At 66.0% G+C, this 17,357-nt stretch carries 12 protein-coding genes and 1 riboswitch; of the genes, 11 read left to right on the top strand and 1 reads right to left on the bottom strand.

From position 1 onward, the window contains the following. Positions 1-72: 72 nt before the first annotated feature. The 10 genes from NUH86_RS11680 to cobA all read left to right on the top strand — a co-directional run bounded on the left by NUH86_RS11680 (position 73) and on the right by cobA (position 14,533). Entirely contained in the window at positions 73-1,608 is a 1,536-nt protein-coding gene (locus tag NUH86_RS11680) for an efflux transporter outer membrane subunit (RefSeq protein WP_267249663.1), read from the top strand. Continuing rightward, complete coding sequence (locus NUH86_RS11675; protein WP_267249662.1) at positions 1,601-2,752, top strand: EmrA/EmrK family multidrug efflux transporter periplasmic adaptor subunit; 1,152 nt, start codon at positions 1,601-1,603, stop codon at positions 2,750-2,752. The genes NUH86_RS11680 and NUH86_RS11675 overlap by 8 nt, the downstream gene beginning before the upstream one ends. An 11-nt stretch (positions 2,753-2,763) precedes the next feature. After that, complete coding sequence (locus tag NUH86_RS11670) at positions 2,764-4,293, top strand: DHA2 family efflux MFS transporter permease subunit (RefSeq protein WP_267249661.1); 1,530 nt, start codon at positions 2,764-2,766, stop codon at positions 4,291-4,293. Positions 4,294-4,398: 105 nt separating this feature from the next. Continuing rightward, positions 4,399-4,977, top strand: a complete 579-nt coding sequence (locus NUH86_RS11665) for an ANTAR domain-containing response regulator (protein WP_267249660.1) — start codon at positions 4,399-4,401, stop codon at positions 4,975-4,977. After that, positions 4,977-6,179, top strand: a complete 1,203-nt coding sequence (locus NUH86_RS11660) for an ABC transporter substrate-binding protein (protein WP_267249659.1) — start codon at positions 4,977-4,979, stop codon at positions 6,177-6,179. Before NUH86_RS11665 ends, NUH86_RS11660 begins: the two co-directional genes overlap by 1 nt. A gap of 446 nt (positions 6,180-6,625) precedes the next feature. Further along, positions 6,626-7,888: a nitrate/nitrite transporter gene (locus NUH86_RS11655; RefSeq protein WP_267249658.1), complete on the top strand. Its 1,263-nt coding sequence runs from the start codon at positions 6,626-6,628 to the stop codon at positions 7,886-7,888. Between the two features lie 299 nt (positions 7,889-8,187). Further along, positions 8,188-10,704, top strand: a complete 2,517-nt coding sequence (gene nirB, locus NUH86_RS11650; protein ID WP_267249657.1) for a nitrite reductase large subunit NirB — start codon at positions 8,188-8,190, stop codon at positions 10,702-10,704. Positions 10,705-10,709: 5 nt separating this feature from the next. Next, positions 10,710-11,045, top strand: a complete 336-nt coding sequence (gene nirD, locus NUH86_RS11645; RefSeq protein ID WP_267249656.1) for a nitrite reductase small subunit NirD — start codon at positions 10,710-10,712, stop codon at positions 11,043-11,045. 109 nt (positions 11,046-11,154) lie between these two features. Next, positions 11,155-13,764: a nitrate reductase gene (locus NUH86_RS11640; protein ID WP_267249655.1), complete on the top strand. Its 2,610-nt coding sequence runs from the start codon at positions 11,155-11,157 to the stop codon at positions 13,762-13,764. After that, positions 13,751-14,533 (top strand): uroporphyrinogen-III C-methyltransferase, encoded by a 783-nt coding sequence (cobA, locus tag NUH86_RS11635; RefSeq protein WP_267249654.1) that lies wholly within the window; start codon positions 13,751-13,753, stop codon positions 14,531-14,533. Before NUH86_RS11640 ends, cobA begins: the two co-directional genes overlap by 14 nt. Positions 14,534-14,535: 2 nt before the next feature. Here the strand turns inward: cobA and mobA are convergent, their stop codons facing one another. Then, on the bottom strand, positions 14,536-15,075 hold the full coding sequence (gene mobA, locus NUH86_RS11630; protein WP_267249653.1) for a molybdenum cofactor guanylyltransferase: 540 nt from the start codon (positions 15,073-15,075) through the stop codon (positions 14,536-14,538). 80 nt (positions 15,076-15,155) lie between these two features. Next, a riboswitch (cobalamin riboswitch) is annotated at positions 15,156-15,370 on the top strand. Between the two features lie 170 nt (positions 15,371-15,540). Here mobA and NUH86_RS11625 point away from each other — a divergent pair. Further along, positions 15,541-17,355: a TonB-dependent receptor plug domain-containing protein gene (locus tag NUH86_RS11625; RefSeq protein ID WP_267249652.1), complete on the top strand. Its 1,815-nt coding sequence runs from the start codon at positions 15,541-15,543 to the stop codon at positions 17,353-17,355. The last annotated feature ends 2 nt before the right edge of the window (positions 17,356-17,357 follow it).

Genomic DNA, 17,357 nt, shown 5'->3' with positions numbered 1-17,357 from the left:
TACGATATTTCTGTTGACAAGGGTTTGCAACCAGCGCAAATGCCGAATTCATACTATATGGTACGGTTTAACATGTTCGCGAGTCGCTTCTCGAATCTTTCCATCAGCTCCGGTCGTGCCGGGATTCTCGCCGGGTGTGTGGCGCTGCTGTCCGCCTGCGCGGCGGTGCCGGATCTGGGGCCTCAACCGGCGGTGCGCGCACCCGGCAGCATCGCCGCGGAACGCAGCCTTCAGGCCGATAATGCCGCCCAATGGCCGTCCGAAGGCTGGTGGAAGGCCTATGGCGATCCGCAACTCGACGCCTTGATAGAGGAGGGGTTGAAGGGATCGCCGGACGTGACCGCCGCCGCCGCCCGCTTCGCCCAGGCCAATGCGGTCGCGCAGCAGGCCGGGGCGCCGTTGTTGCCGTCGGTCGACCTGGACGCCAATGCCGGCGTGACCAAATCCAGCTACAATATGGGCATGCCCAAGGAATTCGTGCCCAAGGGGTGGCTGGGCACTGGCCGGGTGGGGCTGAATTTCGGCTTCGACCTGGATATCTGGGGCAGGAATCGCGCCGCGCTCGCCGCGGCCACATCCGAAGCGCGTGCGGCGGAGATCGACGCCCGGCAGGCGCGGCTGGCGCTGGCGACCGGCGTGGCCGACGCCTATGCCGATCTCGCCCGGCTGCATGACGAACGGGACATTCAGGCGCGGGCGCTGGAGATACGCGCCGCCAGTCAGAAACTGGTGGCGGATCGCCGCGCCAACGGGCTGGAAACCCGCGGCAGCGAGCGGCAGGCCGACGCCACCGTCTCCTCCGCCAAGGCGCAGCTTGCCGCCGCCGATCAGGCGATCGCGGTGCGGCAGCATCAGATCGCGGCGCTGATCGGCGCGGGACCGGACCGGGGCCTGGCCATCGCCCGGCCGCACCTGGGCAAGCCCGGCCCGCTTGGCCTGCCCGCCGACGTGACCACCAATCTGGTCGCCCGCCGTCCGGATATCGCCGCGGCGCTCGCCCGGACGGAGGCGGCGGCCAGGCGGATCAAGGTGGCGCGGGCCGATTTCTTCCCCGCCATCCGCCTGAACGCGCTGATCGGCGTGCAGTCGCTCGGCTATCGGACCGTCCTCCAGGGCGCGCAGTTCGCGGGCGGGCCCAGCCCCTTCACCGACACGCTGTTCAAGAAGGATTCGCTGTTCGGCAATGCCGGTCCCGCGATCAGCCTGCCGATCTTTCAGGGCGGCGCGCTCAGCGGCCAATATCGTGGCGTCCGCGCCGTCTATGACGAGGCCGTGGCCAATTATGACAAGACCGTTCTTGGCGCCTATCAGCAGGTGGCCGACGCCGTGACCGGCCGCCGGGCGCTGGACCAGCGGCTAACCGACGCCCGCGCCGCGCTGATCGCGTCGGAGGAAGCCTATGGCATCGCCCGCCAGCGTTATGAAGGCGGCCTCAACACCTATCTCGACGTGCTGAACGTGGAAAATCAGCTTCTGGCCGCCCGGCAGACCGTCGCGGAACTGGAAGCCAGCGCCTTCACGCTCGACATCGCCCTCATTCGCGCGCTGGGCGGCGGCTTCGCCGCCGGCGAAGCGCAACAGTTGCCCAAGGATACGCCCCATGGCTGACGCAAAGCCCGAATTCAACTCCGAGACCAGCAAGGCCGAAGCGGCGGCGCAGCGTCAGGAAACCCGCAGGAAATGGCTGGTGCGCCTGGCTTTGGTCGTGCTGGCCGTGGGCGCGCTCTACGCGATCTGGTATCTGCTGATCGGGCGCAACCATGTCGGCACCGACAACGCCTATGTGAATGCGGAGGTGGCGCAGGTGACGCCGCTGATTTCCGCCCAGGCGGTCGAGGTGCTGGTGACGGATACGCAATCCGTCAAGCGCGGCGACATATTGGTGAAGCTGGACCCGACCAACGCCCGCATCGCCATCGCCCAGGCGGAGGCGGACCTGGCCGAGGCGCGGCGCAGGTTCCGCCAGACCGTGGCCACCAGCGGTTCGCTCGCCGCGCAGGTGGAGGCGCGGGGCGCCGATATCGACCAGGCCCGCGCCCAGCTCGCGACGGCGCAGGCCGATTTCGACAAGGCCCGCATCGACCTGCGGCGGCGGGAGGCGCTGGCCCCCAACGGCGCCGTTTCGGGCGAGGAATTGACCAGCGCGCGCAAGGCCTATGCCGCCGCGCAGGCCGCGCTGGACCTGGCGCGCGCCGGGGTGACGACCGCCGAAGCGACGCGCGGCGCGGCCAGCGGCCAGCTTGCCGCCAATGACGCGCTGGTGCGCGGGTCGACCATCGACACCGATCCCGCCGTGCTGGCCGCCAAAGCGAGGCTGGACAATGCCCGGCTCGACCTCGACCGCTCCGTCATCCGCGCTCCCATCGACGGCGTGGTGACGCGGCGGCAGGTGCAGGTCGGCCAGCGCGTCGCGCAAGGGACGCCGATCATGAGCATCGTGCCGCTCGCCCAGGTCTATGTCGACGCCAATTTCAAGGAACGCCAGCTTGGCCGGGTGAAGGTCGGCATGCCCGCGACCGTCACGTCCGATCTTTATGGCGGCGATGTCGTCTATCACGGCAAGGTCGTCGGCTTTTCCGGCGGCACGGGCGCGTCCATGGCGCTGATCCCGGCGCAGAACGCGACCGGCAACTGGATCAAGGTGGTGCAGCGCCTGCCCGTGCGCATCGCGCTCGACCCCAGGGAACTGGCCGAACATCCCCTGCGCGTCGGCCTTTCGATGGAAGCCGAGATCGACCTTTCCGGCGAATAAGGAAGCGTCCAGTGAGCCGCCAGGCCGATATATTCTCGCTCCTGTCGCCCCGTCACCGCCTGCTGGCGGGCATGACGCTGGCGCTCGCCAATTTCATGGTCGTGCTCGACCTCACCATCGCCAATGTGTCGGTGCCCCATATCGCGGGCAATCTGGGCATTTCGGCCGATCAGGGCACCTGGATCATCACCAGCTACGCCGTGGCGGAGGCGATCTGCGTGCCGCTGACCGGCTGGCTGGCGCAGCGTTTCGGCGCGGTCCGGCTGTTCACCATGAGCATGTTGGGTTTCGGCCTGTTCTCCCTGCTGTGCGGCCTGTCGGTGACCCTTGGCATGATCGTGGTCTGCCGCATCGGCCAGGGCCTGTGCGGTGGCCCGCTGATGCCGATGTCGCAGACATTGCTGATGCGCATCTTTCCGCCGGAACAGCGCGGGCGCGTCATGGCCCTGTGGGCGATGACGACGCTGCTTGGCCCCACCCTTGGTCCCATCGTCGGTGGATATATCAGCGACAATTGGAGCTGGCACTGGATCTTCTTCATCAACCTGCCGATCGCGGCCCTGTGCATCTTTTCCGCGCTGACGCTGCTGCGGCCGGTGGAAACGGAGCGGGTGAAGCTGCCCATCGACTATATCGGGCTGGCGCTGCTGGTCTTCTGGATCGGGTGCCTTCAGATCATGCTGGACATCGGGCGCGACCATGACTGGTTCGGCGATCCGCTGATCGTCGCGCTGGCGGTGCTGGCGGTCATCGGCTTCTGCGTCTTCCTGATCTGGGAATTGACCGAGGAACATCCCATCGTCGACCTGCGCGTGTTCCGCCATATCGGCTTCACCTCCGGCGTATTCACGCTGGCGCTCTGTTTCGGCGCCTATTTCGCGGGCATCGTCATCATCCCGCAATGGTTGCAATTGTCGATGGGCTATACGGCGACCTGGTCGGGGCTGGTGACGTCGTTCACCGGCGTGTCCGCCATGTTCGTGGCGCCCATCGCCGGACGTCTGATCGGCAAGGTCGATGTGCGCCTGATGATTTCGGGCGGGGTCGCCTGGATCGGCTTCGCGACGCTGTGGCGGACGCAGTGGACCGCGGACGCCGATTACTGGACGCTTGCGCTGCCGCAACTCATCCAGGGCATCGGCATGCCCTTCTTCATGATTCCGCTGACGACGCTGACCCTGGGGTCCGTCCGGCCGGAGGAAACCGCATCGGCCGCCGGCATGCAGAATTTCCTGCGCACCATGGCCATCGCCATTTCCACTTCCATCGTGCTGACCGGCTGGGGCGACGGGCAGCGCGTGTCGCGCAACGAGATCGTCGGGACGCTCCATTCCGATCCTACCCTGGCCGACCTGGCGAGCCGTGGCTTCACGCCGGAACAGGGACGGCAGGTGGTGGCGAATCTGGTCGACGCCCAATCGCTGGTGGTGTCGATGAACCATGTTTTCTTCACCGCCGCGCTGGGGATGTTCATGGCCGCGACGCTGGTGTGGCTCGCGCCGCGCCCCACGGGAAGGGTGGACACTTCGGCGGCGCATTGATCGGGCGCTTATTCAGGGCCTTGCCTCGCGCCCGATGCCGTTACGTCCGCGCCCGATTGACGCGGCGCGGCATCATCGCCACTGAGTGGCAAAAAGGTGGGGTCCATGCGAATCGTCATCATCGATGACAGCGGCCTGCGCGCGACGGTACTGGAAGAAGGGCTGCGCGAAGCGGGCTATGACGATATTCACATCGTCCCTCCGCGCGGCGGCTTCGTCGCGCGGCTGGAGCGCATGGCGCCCGACGTCGTCCTGATGGACCTGGGCAGCCCCAGCCGCGACACGCTGGAGGAAATGCTGACCGTCAGCCGGGCGCTGGCGCGGCCCATCGCCATGTTCGTCGACCAGTCGGACGAAAGCATGATCGGCGCGGCCATCGATGCGGGCGTGTCGGCCTATGTCGTCGACGGGTTGCGCAAGGAGCGGGTGAAGCCCGTGCTGGAACTGGCGGTGCGGCGTTTCAACGCCTTCGCCCGGCTTCAGACCGAACTGGACGAGGCGCGCACGGCGCTGTCCGACCGCAAGATCATCGACCGCGCCAAATCCATATTGATGAGCCAGCGGGGCCTTGGTGAGCCGGAGGCCTATGCCCTGCTGCGGTCGAGCGCGATGAATCAGGGAAAGAAGATCGTGGACGTCGCCCAGGCCCTCATCACGGCCAGCGACCTTTTGGGAGGAGTGTGATGACCACCGACCTGCGCATCGCTTTCCTGCCGCTGACCGACGCCGCCGTGCTGGCCGTGGCGCGTGAGAAGGGCTTCGCGGAGGAGGAGGGGCTGCATCTCGACCTGGTCCGCACGACGAGCTGGGCGACGTTGCGCGACCGGCTGGCGTTCGGGCAGGTGCAGGCCGCGCATATGCTGGCGCCGCTGGCCGTCGCCGTGACGCTGGGATTGAGCCAGCAGGCCGCGCCGCTCTCCGCGCCCTACAAACTGAACGTCAACGGCAATATGCTGGTGATGGCAGGGGAGTTCGCGCAGGCGCTGGACCCCGACATAGCGGCGCGGCTGGACGATCCGCTGGGCACCGCGCATGATTTCGCGGCGGCCATCGGCTTGTGGAAGCGCAAGCCGGTGATCGGCGTCGTCCATCGCTATTCCAGCCATTCGGTGATGCTGCGTTATTGGCTGGCGAGCGCGGGCGTGGATCCGGATCGCGACGTGGTGCTGCGGGTGCTGCCGCCGTCCCTGACCGTGGAGGCGATGCGCGCCGGGGAGATAGACGGCTTCATCGCGGGCGAACCCTGGGGCAGCGCGGCGGTGGACGGGGGCCTGGCGGAGGCGGTGGCGATCGGTGAGCGCATCTGGCGGCGCGGCGTGGAAAAGGTGCTGGCCTTCCGCACCCCCTGGCTGGAGGAAAATCCCGACAGCGTCGACCGGCTGCTGCGGGCGCTGGTGCGGGCGGGCGCCTGGTGCGACGAGCCGGACCATCATGAGGCGCTGGCGCATCTCCTGTCGCAGCCGCACTATGTCGACCAGCCTGCCGCGCTGATCCTGCGCGCCCTGTCTGGTGGCATCGTTCCCCGCGTGGACATGGCCCCCCTGTCCATGCCCGATTTCATGCTCTTCTCGCGGGAGGCGACGCCCTTTCCGTGGCGCAGTCAGGCGTTGTGGATCTATTCGCAGCTCGTCCGCTGGAAGATGGTGGACCATAGCCCGGAAAACGCCGCCAAGGCCGCATCGGTGTTCCGCCCCGACATCTTCCGCCGGGCGCTGGCCGACAGCGACGTGGCGATGCCGGGCGCCAGCATGAAGGTGGAAGGCGCGGTCGCCTCTCCGCTGGCAGTGGGATCGAAGCGGGGCGAACTGACGCTGGGGCCGGACAGTTTCTTCGACGGACGGGTGTTCGACCCGGAGCGGATCGAGGATTTCCTGGCGAGTTTTTAAGGGTGGAGAGCGGACGTTCAGTTTTCCGTTCGGGCTGAGCCCTTCGTCTACCTGCCAGGGCAGGCGCTCAGGATAAACTTGCCTTCCGCAAGTCGAAGCCTTCAGCCGAGCGGAGCGAGGCTTCCATGCTTCGCCTCCGCTCAGCAGAGCCCTTCGACTTCGCTCAGGGCGAACGGATATCTAATGTCCGCCATTGGCCATTTTCCGACCTGCGGCGTAACTCCCCTCCGCTCCCCGAAAATTTTGTGCCTTGCAACATGGATCGAATCGCGAGATAAGATAGGAGTCGCGCGACGAGGCGCGTTTTATCGGGATGAGCCTTTTCCAAGGTTGGAGCGGCGCTCTCCCATCAGTTTTACAGCAAAGCCGCTGGCCGGATTTCGCGAGGAGCGATGTCCGGAGGCGGCTTTTTTCGTGTCCATTTCACAAGATTGAGGGACGTTATCATGGCAACTGCTTATTGGGAGCGCCCTGAAGGCGAGGGCGAAGGGCCGGAAGGCCAGGGAACAACCGGCCAGACCAGCTTCTGGAAGGCCGGACACACGCCGACCCTGATCGCCGCTTTCCTGTATTTCGACCTGGCCTTCATGGTGTGGGTGCTGCTGGGGCCGCTGGCGCCCTCCATCTCCAAGACGCTGGGCCTGACCCCGGCTGAAAAGGGCCTGATGGTCGCCGTGCCGACGCTGGCGGGGGCCTTGCTGCGCGTCGTCAACGGCCTGCTGGTCGACCGGATCGGCTGCAAGCAGGCGGGCGCCATCAGTCAGGTGATCGTCATCCTGGGCCTTGCCACGGCTTATTTCATGGGCGTCAACAGCTTCGGCGGCACGCTGGCGCTGGGCGTGATCCTGGGCTTTGCGGGGGCCAGCTTCGCGATCGCGCTGCCGCTTGCCAGCCGCTGGTATCCGGCCGAACATCAGGGCAAGGCCATGGGCCTCGCCGGCATGGGCAATTCGGGCACGGTGCTGGCTTCGTTGTTCGCGCCGATGCTGGCCAAGCTGTTCGGCTGGAACGCGGTGCTGGGCCTGGCCTGCATTCCGCTGACGATCGTCTTCATCGTCTATATGCTGATGGCGAAGAACGCGCCCAACGCGCCCGCGCCCAAGAAGCTGGTCGATTATTTCCACCCGTTGAAAAGCGCGGACGCCTGGTGGCTGATGGGCTTCTACTCGGTGACTTTCGGCGGTTTCGTGGGGCTTGCCGCCTCTCTGCCGATCTACTTCACCGACCAGTTCGGCCTGACCCCGGTGGTCGCCGGTTACTGCACGGCGGGCTGCGTCTTTGCCGGTTCGCTGATCCGTCCGATGGGCGGCGCGCTGGCCGACCGGATCGGCGGCGTCAAGGCGCTGATGATTGTCTACGTCATGGCGGCGCTGGCTCTGTCCGGCGTCGCCTATGCGCCGACGCTATTCTCCTCCCTCGGCTTCTTCGTCGCCGCGATGCTGGCGCTGGGCGTGGGCAATGGCGCGGTCTTCCAGCTCGTGCCGCAGCGCTTCCAGGAAGAGATCGGCGTCATGACCGGCCTGGTCGGCATGGCGGGCGGCATTGGCGGCTTCTATTTGGCGTCCTCGCTGGGCATCGCCAAGCAGTTCACCGGCAGTTTCGCGCCCGGCTTCCTGATCTTCGCGGGTCTGGCCATGGTCGCATTCCTGGGCATCTCGCTGGTTCGCGCACGCTGGCGCGCGACCTGGACCAGCGCCGCCCGCATCTGATCGGTTCACGCTCTGACAGGAGGGGAGGCGGCGGCCCGCGAAGGCCGCCGCCCTTTTCGCGTTTGCGATACGATGCGCAGGCATCGCAGCAAAAATACATCGTTCTGCGAGGAATCGCTTGACCCGAATCGTCAAACGCATATGCTGCGATGCAAAGGACAGGGTTGTCCTTCTTCCATAGCCGCGATGGTCCAGGGACGGACGATCAAGGCGCTTATGATGGCAAGGCCGCCATCCAGACTCTCGGTTTCAAAGCTGAGGGTCTGGATGGCGGCCTTTTTCTTTTCTGGAGTCAAGGGATGGATTTTCAGAACAACGGACCGGAAGCGAACGAAGAGACCCTCTTCGTGCCGTCCGAGGATGTTCAGGAACATCTGGTTGTCGTGGGCAACGGCATGGCCGGTTGCCGCGCGGTCGAGGAACTGCTGGCGCGGGACAAGGCCCGCTATCGCGTCACCATCTTCGGCGCGGAACCCTATGTGAACTATAACCGCATCATGCTCTCGCCGGTTCTGGCCGGGGAAAAGAGCTTCGATGACATCATCATCAACAGCCGCGAATGGTATTCGGAAAATAATATCGAACTGATCGCGGGTGATCCGGTGACGGCCATAGACCGCACCGCCAAGACCGTCACGAGCCAATCGGGTCGCACCGTCGGCTATGACAAGCTGCTGATCGCCACCGGGTCGGACCCCTTCATCATCCCGGTTCCGGGGAAGGATCTGCCCGGCGTCATCAGCTTCCGCGACATGAAGGATGTCGACACCATGCTGGAAGCCGCCGAAGCTGGCAGGGCTTTGGGGGGCGGCAGCGCGGTGGTGATCGGCGGCGGCCTGCTGGGGCTGGAGGCGGCCCATGGCCTGACCCTGCGCGGCATGAAGGTAACCGTCATCCACCTGATGGACACGTTGATGGAACGTCAGTTGGACGAAGCGGCGGGCTGGCTGCTGAAGTCCGCGCTGGAAGGACGCGGCCAGACCATCCTGACCGGCGCCAATACCGAAGCCATTTACGGCGACGGCAAGGTCGAGGGCGTCCGCCTGAAGGACGGAACGGAAATCCCGGCCAGCCTGGTCGTCATGGCGGTGGGCATCCGCCCTTCGACCGCTCTCGCCCGCGAAGCCGGGCTGGAGGTCAATCGCGGCATCAAGGTGGACGATCACATGGTCACCAGCGACCCGGACGTGCTGGCGGTCGGCGAATGCGTCGAGCATGACGGCAATGTCTATGGCCTCGTCGCGCCGCTCTGGGACATGTGCCGCAGCCTGGCGGACGGGCTGACGGACCAGCATACGGGTTACAAAGGCTCGGTGACGTCGACCAAGCTCAAGGTCGCCGGGCTGGACGTGTTCTCCGCCGGTGATTTCTCCGGCGGCGAGGGGTGTGAGGACATCGTACTGCGCGACGCCTCGCGCGGCGTCTACAAGCGCGTGGTCGTCAGGGACGACAAGGTCATCGGCGCCGTGCTCTATGGCGACACGGCGGATGGCGGCTGGTATTTCGACCTGCTCAAGAAACAGGAAGATGTCGCTGAAATCCGCGACCTGCTGATCTTCGGCCAGGCCTTCGCCTCCGGAGGGGGCGCGCTGGACCCTAAGGCGGCCGTTGCGGCGCTCTCGGACGATGCCGAGATCTGCGGCTGCAACGGCGTCAGCAAGGGCCAGGTCGTCGCCTGCATATCGGCGGGCAATGGCAGCCTGGACGCGGTGCGCGCCACCTGCAAGGCGTCGGCAAGCTGCGGAAGCTGCACCGGCCTGGTCGAAAATCTGCTGGCGGTGATGCTGGGCGATGACGTCCAGTCCGGCCCGAAGACCATGTGCAAATGCACCAGCTTCACCCATGACGATGTCCGCCGGGAAATCGTGGCGCAGAATATGCGCTCGATCCCGGAGGTGATGCAGTTGCTGCACTGGTCGACCCCGGACGGCTGCTCCTCCTGCCGCCCTGCGCTCAATTATTATCTGCTCTGCGCGTTGCCCGGCGAATATCAGGATGATCAGCAGAGCCGCTTCGTCAATGAACGCATGCACGCCAACATCCAGAAGGACGGCACTTATTCGGTCGTCCCGCGCATGTGGGGCGGTCTCACCAACCCGCGTGAACTGCGCGCCATTGCCGATGTGGTCGAGAAATATGATGCGCCGATGGTGAAGGTCACTGGCGGCCAGCGCCTCGACATTTTCGGCATCAAGAAGGAAGACCTGCCGGCCGTCTGGGCCGACCTGAATGCCGCGGGCATGGTGTCGGGCCACGCCTATGGCAAGTCGCTGCGCACGGTGAAGACCTGCGTCGGCAGCGAATGGTGCCGCTTCGGCACGCAGGATTCCACCGGCCTTGGCGTCAAGATCGAGCGGATGACCTGGGGGTCGTGGATGCCCCACAAGTTCAAGATCGCGGCCTCCGGCTGCCCCCGCAATTGCGCGGAGGCGACGATCAAGGATTTCGGCGTGGTCTGCGTGGATTCGGGCTATGAACTGCATGTCGGCGGCAATGGCGGCATCCATGTCCGCGCCACCGACCTGCTGTGCAAGGTCGCGACCGAGCAGGAGGCGATGGATTATTGCGCCGCCTTCATCCAGCTCTACCGCGAGGAAGCCCGCTATCTGGAGCGCACCGCGCCGTGGATCGAGCGGGTCGGCGTCGACTATGTGAAGCAGCGGATCGTGGAGGACGATGCGGGCCGGGAGGCGCTCCGCTCCCGCTTCCTCTATTCGCAGAGCTTCAGCCAGGAAGACCCCTGGGCGCAGCGTGCAGCCGGCGCGGACAGCGAATTGCACCAGCCGCTCGCCCCCATTGCCATCGCTGCGGAGTGAACGACATGACCGATTGGATCGACATCGGAACGCTGGCCGACATTCCCCAGCGCGGCGCCCGCACGGTACAGATTGATGGGCAGAAGGAAATCGCCGTCTTCCGCACCGGCGACGACCAGATTTTCGCTTTGGTCAACGAATGCCCGCACAAGAAAGGCCCGCTGAGCCAGGGCATCGTCCATGGCCACAGCGTCGCCTGCCCGCTGCACAACTGGAACATCGCCCTGAAAACGGGTGAGGCGCAGGGCAATGACGAGGGCTGCACGCCGACCATAGAGGTGAAACAGGAGGGCGGCCGCATCCTGATCGCCCGTCCGGCGGCGATGAAGGCGGCTGCATGAAATTTCGGTCCCCACTTTCAGCGGGGATCCGGGTGGAGGGGGCGTACTGGCTATCCCTTGCGGCACGCGCCTCCACCCCATTCTTCACCCAGGACGATGAGGTAAGGGCATGACAGAGGCCATCCGCACCACCTGCGCCTATTGCGGCGTCGGCTGCGGCATATCGGCCACGCCGACCGGCAACCGGTCGGTCGAAATCAGGGGCGATGAGGCGCACCCGGCCAATGGCGGCCGCCTCTGTTCCAAGGGCACGCATCTGGGCGAGACGGTGGGGCTGACGGGCCGCCTGCTGCACCCGATGATCGGCGCCAGGCGCGCAAGCTGGGACAAGGCGCTGGACCTGGTCGCGAAGAAATTCCGCGAAACCGTCGACCGCCACGGTCCCGACAGCGTGGCCTTCTACGTCTCCGGCCAGTTGATGACCGAAGATTATTATGTCGCCAACAAGCTGATGAAGGGTTTCATCGGATCGGCGAACATCGACACCAACAGCCGCCTCTGCATGTCGAGCGCGGTCGCCGGGCAAAACCGCGCCTTTGGCGAGGATGTGGTGCCCGCCAGCTATGAGGATCTGGAGCAGGCGGACCTGATCGTGCTGGTCGGCTCCAACACCGCCTGGTGCCACCCGATCGTCTATCAGCGCATCCAGGCCGCTCGTGCGGCACGGGGCACGAAGCTGGTTGTCATCGACCCGCGCCGCACCGAAACCTGCGAAGGCGCCGACCTGCATCTGCCGGTGAAGCCCGGCACCGACGTCGCGCTGATGAACGGGTTGCTGGCATGGTGCGATGCCGAGGGGATAACGGACCCTGTCTTCCTGGGCGACCATGTGAACGCCGCAGAAGGCTTCTGGGAGCATATCCGCACTGGCCACGATCTCTGGACGACCGCGAAGACCTGCGACATCGCGCCCGCGCTGCTGGAGCAGTTCTACAAGCTGTTCGCCGCCACCCCGCGCACGGTCACGATGTTCAGCCAGGGCATCAACCAGTCGATTCGCGGCACCGACCAGGTCAACGCGATCATCAACGTCCACCTGGCCACCGGCCGCATCGGCAAGCCGGGCGCGGCGCCCTTCTCGATCACCGGCCAGCCCAACGCCATGGGCGGGCGGGAGGTCGGCGGCCTCGCCTCGACGCTTGCGGCGCATATGGATTTCGCACCGGAAAATGTGGAGCGGGTCGGCCGCTTCTGGGCCGCCCCCGCCATGGCGACCAAGCCGGGCCTGAAAGCCGTCGACCTGTTCCGCGCCATCAATGAGGGCCGGATCAAGGCGCTGTGGGTGATGGCGACCAACCCTGCCGTCTCGCTGCCCGATGCGGGCCGCGTGCGCGAGGCGCTGGAGGCCTGCCCCTTCGTCGTCGTGTCGGACATCATGGCCGACACCGACACCGGCGTTCATGCCCATGTCCGCCTGCCCGCCGCCGGGTGGGGGGAGAAGGACGGCACCGTCACCAATTCCGACCGCACCGTCAGCCGCCAGCGCCCCTTTCTGGCGCTGCCCGGAGAGGCCATGCCCGACTGGTGGATCGTCAAGGAAGTCGGCCGTCGCATGGGCTGGCGCAACGCCTTCGCCTATGACCGTCCCGCCGATATCTGGCGCGAACATGCCCGCCTGACCGCCTATCAGAATGACGGGCAGCGCGTGCTGAACCTGCGGGCGCAGGCCACGATCGGTAATGACGCCTATGACGCCATGGAGCCGTTCCGCTGGGGCGGCACGCCCTTCGCCGATGGCCGCTTCCCCACGCCCGACGGCAAGGCGCGGCTGGTCCTGACGAAGCAGATGGAGATTCAGGCGCCGCTCAAGGACTGGCCAATGACGCTCAACACCGGGCGTTATCGCGACCAGTGGCACACGATGAGCCGCACCGGGCTTTCCCCCAAGCTCGCCCGCCATCGCGAGGAACCGATGGTGGAAATCCACCCGCAGGATGCCGAGGTGCTGGGCATCGTCGACCGTGATCTGGCGCGGGTGCAGACCGCCCAGGGCAACAGCCTTTTCCGCGTGGCGATCAGCGAAGGCCAGCGCCCGGGCGAGATATTCACCCCCATCCACTGGACCGACCAGATGTCGAGCGGCGGCCGCACCGGATTGCTGCCCCGTCCGCTGGTCGATCCGCATTCGGGCCAGCCCGGCTTCAAATCGACCCCCGCCAGCGTCGAGAAGGTCGCGACCGAGTGGAAGGGATTCCTGATCCTGCGCGGCGATGAGCCGGTAAAGCTGCCCTGCCTCTGGTCCACCCGGATCACCGTGCCGGGCGGCGCGCTGTACGAGATTGCCGGCAATGGCGACCCGTCGCGGCTGGACGCCTTCCTGCCGATGGGCGACCGGGTCGAGGCGATGGACGCATCGCGCGGCACCCGCCGCGTGGCGACCATCGGGGAAGGCAGGCTGAACGGCGTGCTGTTCGTGACCCGCACCGGCCTGCTGCCCTCACGCGACTGGCTGATCCGGCAGTTGGAGGCGGAAGGCGTGGGCGGCTCCGTGCTCGCGGCGCGGGGTCCGGGTAGCCAGCCCGACAAGGGCGCGACCATCTGTGTCTGCTTCGACATCGGCCTCCATCAGATCGTCGCCGCCATTCGCGAGCAGGATCTGGTCGACGTCGCCGCCATCGGCAAGGCGCTGGGCGCGGGGACCAATTGCGGTTCCTGCCGCCCCGCGCTCGCCAATATCCTAGCCCAGACATCGCAGGAGACGCTTCATGCAGCCGAATGAGCTTATCGCCCCCGGTGAAGTCTGGCTGGTCGGCGCAGGCCCCGGCGACCCGGACCTGCTGACCCGCAAGGCCGAAAAGCTGATCGCGGCGGCGCAGATCGTCTTCTACGACGCGCTGGTCGGGCCGGGCGTTCTGGACCTGATCCCGCTGGGCGTGGAGCGGGTGAGCGTCGGCAAGCGTTCCGGCCGCCACAGCAAGGCGCAGGAGAGCATCAACGATCTGCTGCTCGCGGCGGCGAAGGCGGGCAAGCGCGTGGTGCGGTTGAAGGGCGGCGACCCCTCCGTCTTCGGCCGTTCGGCCGAGGAGATGGCGCATCTGGCGGCGGACGGCATATCCTTCCGCATCTGCCCCGGCATCACCACGGCCAGCGCGGCGGCGGCGAGCGGCCATGCCTCGCTCACCCTGCGCGGCGTGGCGCGCGGGCTGACGCTGGTGACGGCGCATCTGAAGGCGGGCGAGCCGCTGAAGCTGGACTGGGAAATGCTGGCGCGGCCGGGCGGCACGCTGGGCATCTATATGGGCCGCGCCGCCGCGGGGGAGATCAGCCGTTCGCTGATCGCCGCCGGGCGCGATCCCGAAACGCCGGTGATGGTGGCGGTGAACGTATCGCTGCCCAATGAGCGGCTGATCCGGGGGAAGCTGTCCGCGCTGGCTTTCCTGGTGGCGACGATCAGCGATGAAGATCCGACATTGCTGCTGATTGGCGAAGCAGTGGCGGGAACGAATGTTCCGGCGGAAGCCGTTGCAACTATCGCCCTGGAGGCTTGACCTCAGCTCGAACGGGGGAGGGTGAAGCTTTCCAAATCCTCCGGCCGGTTGATATTGGGCAGCGCGAACTCCGGACGGTCTACGATCCGCGCCCTCACCCGCTCCAGCCAGCCATAGATCGACCGGTTATTCTCCTCGGCCAGATGCGCGTCCAGTTCGGTCCCCAGTGAAGCGGGCCAGAACCCCGCCAATTGCTGTCCCTTCAGGATCGCCGCGCCTTTCCCGATCAGAGCCTCCGCCAGCCCGTCCGGATAGACCGGAACGTCGCATCCGGTCGTCAGCACGGCATCGAAGCCCTGCGCCGCCGCATGGTGCAGCGCCGCGTTCAGCCCGCCCAGCGGCCCCATATCCGCCTCCGGCCGGTCCGCCAGCCCGGTCATCCCGGGAACCTGCCGCCCGCAGACCACGACCGCCTCGACATGGCGGCCCAGCGCCGCTGCTGCATGATCCAGCAGGCTTCGCCCGTCGAGCATCGCCAATGCCTTGTCGCTGCCGAAGCGGCTGGAGCGTCCCCCGGCCAGCACGGCCCCCAGCAATCGCATTTCCGTCCCTCCTCAAGCCGCTTGGCATCAGCCTCGCTTTCCCTTATGGCGCGCGGCGCGGGCGGGGACAAACCCTCCCGCGCAAAGAAGATCGCGCCGGTGCCCAATAGGGCTGAAAACGGGAATGCGGTGCGGACGGGCAACCGTCCCATTCCGCGGCTGTCCCTGCAACTGTAAGCGGTGAGCGCGATGCACTTCGGTCGCAAGACCGGCCACTGGGCCACAAGTCCGGGAAGGCGTGCATCGCCGCATTGACCCGCGAGCCAGGAGACCTGCCGGCGCATGGTCGCTCTTGCCCTGACCCAGGGGTTGGTCATGGCACGGTGTTTTCCGTCTGAGCGACGAAGCGGCGCAGGGCCGCATCGGTGCGGGGGCGGGCATTGGCGTCGACTTCCCCTTGTTCCGACCGCGTCAAGCGGATGCCCTGAGCCATGAAGTCGCAGCGGCGCTCAGGGAAACAAGATAATGTTGAAAGCCACCATCTCTCTCGCCGCGCTGCTCGCGGCCACCCCCGCGCTGGCGGAGGATGAGATCATCGTCACCGCTCTGGGCATCGAACAGCCCAGCGACGAAGTCGGCCAGGCCGTCACCGTCATCGACGCCGACACCATCCGCACCCGCCAGAGCGTCAGCGTCGTCGATCTGCTCGCCACCACGCCGGGCGTGCGCTTCAACCGCAGCGGCAGCCTGGGCGGCGTGACGGGCGTTTCGCTGCGCGGCGCGGAGACGACGCAGACGCTGGTGCTGATCGACGGGGTGAAGGTCAACGATACCAGCGGCATCGGCGACATGTATGATTTCGGCAATCTGCTGACCGGCAATATCCAGCGGATCGAGATACTGCGCGGCTCCAACTCGGTCGCCTACGGCAGCCAGGCGGTGGGCGGCGTCGTCAATGTCATGACCGGCACGCCCGCCACCGGTTTCGCGGGCAACGCATCCGTCGATTACGGCTATAGCGACACGCTGAACGCCAAGGCGGATATTTCCGGCGGCAGCGGCATCGCATCGGGCGGCGTCGGCCTTGCCTATTTCAACACCGACGGCATTTCCTCCGCCGCCAACGGCACGGAAAAGGACGGGTATGAGAATATCGCCGCCAACGCCAAGCTGAAGCTGGCCTTCACCGAAACGCTCAGCCTCGACCTGCGCGGCTATTATATCCATGCCGACCTGGAGACCGACAACGGCGTGGTAGACAGCATCGCGGACTCCTCGAAATCGGATCAATATGTCGGCTATGCCGGCCTCAATCTGGCGCTGTTCGACGGCAAGCTGACCAATCGGGCGGCCGTGACCTGGTTCCGCATGGACCGCGACTATGCCTCGGCATATGGCGACTATGGCTATTCCGGCACCAACCTGCGCTTCGAATATGAGGGCGTCTATCAGCCCGTGGACCAGGCCAGGCTGATCTTCGGCTATGAGCATGAACGTCCGGACTATGACTTCTCCGGTTTCGGCTCCGTGGAAAGCCACAAGGTCGATATCGACAGCATCTACGCGCTGGCGATTGTGAAGCCCTTTGCCGGGCTGTCGCTGACCGGCGGCGTGCGGCATGACGATCACAGCCAGTTCGGCGGCGCGACGACCTTCGGCGCCAATGCCAACTACACGCCCAACCAGGGCGCGACCAACATCCGCATGAGCTATGGCGAAGGGTTCAAGGCGCCCTCGCTCTACCAGCTTTACGGCACGGATGTCGGCAATGCGGGCCTGCGCCCGGAACGGTCGAAAAGCTATGATATCGGCTTCGACCAAAGGCTGGGCGGCGAACGGGCGATCCTTTCCGTCACGGCATTCCGGCGCGATACGAAGGACCAGATCAATTACGACTATTCGATCGGTCTTTACGGCGGCTACAATAATCTCGACCGCACCCGCGCCAAAGGGGTGGAGGCGATGCTGACCCTGAAGCCGGTCGATGCGCTGACGTTCACAGCCGCCTACAGCTATGTCGATGCGCGCGACCGCAATACGGATGCCCGCTTGCCGCGCCGCGCAGCCAATGCGGTGAGCGTTTCAGCGGACTATGTCTGGCCCTTCGGCCTGTCGACCGGCGCGACGGTGACGATGGTGGGCGACAGCTTCAACGATGCGACCAACGCGGTCCGGCTGGACGGCTATGCGGTGGCGGATGTGCGGGCGTCCTTCCCGATCATGGAAAATCTGGAAATCTATGGCCGCATCGACAATCTCACCGATGAGAAATATGCCACGGTCCATGGCTATGGCACTTATGGCCGCTCGGCGTTCGGCGGCGTGCGTGTCCGCTTCTGAAA

The organism is Sphingobium sp. JS3065 (assembly GCF_026427355.1).
Classification (GTDB): domain Bacteria; phylum Pseudomonadota; class Alphaproteobacteria; order Sphingomonadales; family Sphingomonadaceae; genus Sphingobium.
Note: the sequence above shows the minus strand (reverse complement) of the source record. Positions and strands in the feature narration are given on the sequence as shown.